1 protein-coding gene and 1 pseudogene are annotated in these 2,286 nt (G+C 69.2%); one reads left to right on the top strand and one right to left on the bottom strand.

Annotated features, from left to right (window positions below):
- Window positions 1–394: pseudogene (locus NI18_RS19710) on the bottom strand (hypothetical protein); the annotation flags it as partial.
- Between the two features lie 166 nt (window positions 395–560).
- On the opposite strand from NI18_RS19710, the gene NI18_RS19705 reads away from it, so the two are divergent.
- A partial coding sequence (locus NI18_RS19705; protein ID WP_037532660.1) for a proton-conducting transporter membrane subunit occupies window positions 561–2,286 on the top strand: 1,726 nt, incomplete at its 3' end.

Below are 2,286 nucleotides of genomic sequence, written 5' to 3'. Positions count from 1 at the left end.
TGTGCTGGGCCAGCCGGACCTGCTCGTCGGTGCCGAGCAGGATGATGTCCGACAGCGCCGCCTCGACCGCGTCGCGGATCCGCCGGCCGCGGTCCGATCCGGTGTCGATCGCGACATCCGCCGCATCGGCAGGCACCGCCTCGCCCCGGCGACGCAGGTCGCGGCGATGCGCGGGGTCGACCGTCAGCGTGCCCGTGAACGAGCCGCCCAAGGTCTTGTAGGCCGCGATCAGCGTGCGCAGCCGTTCGTTGATCTGCCGGTTGATCCGTTCGCGGCGCTGCTGGATCGTCATCATCGTGACGAGGCGGATGCCGACACCGATCGCCGTCACCAGCGCGAGCCCGAACAACGTCAGCAACGTGGTCTGCCAGGAACTGAAGTCGATCGTGCGCATGGTCGCTCCGCTATTCCGGGTCTGCGTGAGTCCCGATGCGGCACCAACGCGCATCGCGGGTCGATGCCCCCGGGATATCGTCAGGGCCGCTGGGCGTAGTCCGGTCGACCCGGAAGCCATATCGTGCGATGGCAAGTCTCGTGACGTCGCCGGGAAACGATCTGCCATGCCCCTGATGCTCCTGATGGTGCTGCCGTTCGCGGCGGCGCTGATGCTGGCGCTCGGCGCACGTGGCGGCCGTCGCATGCATGTCGGGATCGCCGCCGGTGCGAGCGCGGCGGGGCTCGCGCTGCTGCTTCTGGCCGCGCCCGCGGTCCTCGCGGGAACCCCGCTGACCGCGCGGATCGCGTGGATCCCGGCGCTCGGGCTCGATCTCAGCCTGTGGCTCGATCCGCTCGGGCTGCTGTTCGCCGGGCTGATCCTCGGCATCGGCCTGCTCGTCGTGATCTATGCGCAGGGCTATCTCGCCAAGGCTGAGCCGACCGGGCGGTTCCTGTCGTTCCTGATGCTGTTCCAGGGCGCGATGATCGGTATCGCGCTGTCGAACAACATCCTGCTGATGCTGATATTCTGGGAACTGACCAGCCTGTCGTCGTTCCTGCTGATCGGCTTCTGGCGCGACCGCGCGGACGCGCGGCAGGGCGCGCGGATGGCGCTCGCGGTGACGGGCGGCGGCGGGCTCGCGCTGATCGCGGGGATGCTGTTGCTCGGCCAGGCGGCGGGATCCTATGAGCTCGCAACGATCCTGACGCGCGGCGCCGTCGTCCAGGCGTCGCCGCTCTATCCTGCGATCCTGACGCTCGTCCTGCTCGGCGCGTTCACCAAGTCGGCGCAGTTCCCGTTCCATTTCTGGCTGCCGCACGCGATGGCAGCACCCACGCCGGTCAGCGCCTATCTCCATTCCGCGACGATGGTGAAGGCGGGCGTCTTCCTGCTCGCCCGCCTGTGGCCGGTGCTCGCGGGCAGCGACTTGTGGTTTTATCTGGTCGCCTCGACCGGCCTCGTGACGATGATCTTCGGCGCGGGCGTCGCGCTGTTCCGCAACGATCTGAAGGCTATCCTCGCCTATTCGACGATCAGCCAGCTCGGGCTGATGGTGATGCTGCTCGGTTTCGGCACGCCCGCGGCCGCCACGGCGGCAGTATTCCACATCCTCAACCATGCCGCGTTCAAGGCGGCGCTGTTCATGAACGCGGGCATGGTCGATCACGAGACGGGGACGCGCGATATCCGTCGCCTCGGCGGGCTCGCCGCGCTGATGCCGCTGACCGCGACGCTCGGCACGCTCGCGGTCGCGGCGATGGCGGGGCTGCCACCGCTCGGCGGGTTCATCTCCAAGGAGATGATGCTCGAACAGAGCCTGCATGCCGCGCACGATGGCCGGTCCTGGCTCGTGCCCCTGCTCGCGACGATCGCGGCGACGCTGTCGGTCGCCTATTCCCTGCGCTACGCCACCGCACAGTTTTTCGGGCCTCGCGCGACGGGGGATGTCGCCGCGCCGCATGATCCCGGCATGGCGATGATCGGACCGTCGATCGTGCTCGTGCTCGTCGCGCTCGGCTTCGGGTTGTTGCCGATGACGATCGCCGGGCCGCTGGTGCGCGCCGCGACGGGGGCGGTGATCGGTGGCACGCCGCCCGCGCTGGATCTGGCGCTGTGGCACGGGATCAACCCCGCCCTGGGGATGAGTGCGCTCGCGGTCGTGATCGGTGCGCTGCTGCTGTGGCGTCGCACGCCGGTCGCGCGCTGGCTGGACGGGCGGCGGACGCTCGATGCCAAGCGGCTGTTCGACGGCGCGATGGCGGCGATCGTCGCGCGCAGTCGCGATGCCTCGCTCGCCATCCATGCGCCATCGCTGCAACGCTATCTGTTCATGCTGTTCGTGGTGGGTG

This window comes from Sphingomonas sp. Ant20 (assembly GCF_000783375.1).
GTDB classification, from domain to species: Bacteria; Pseudomonadota; Alphaproteobacteria; order Sphingomonadales; family Sphingomonadaceae; genus Sphingomonas; species Sphingomonas aerolata.
This window is presented reverse-complemented; position numbering and strand designations above follow the sequence as displayed.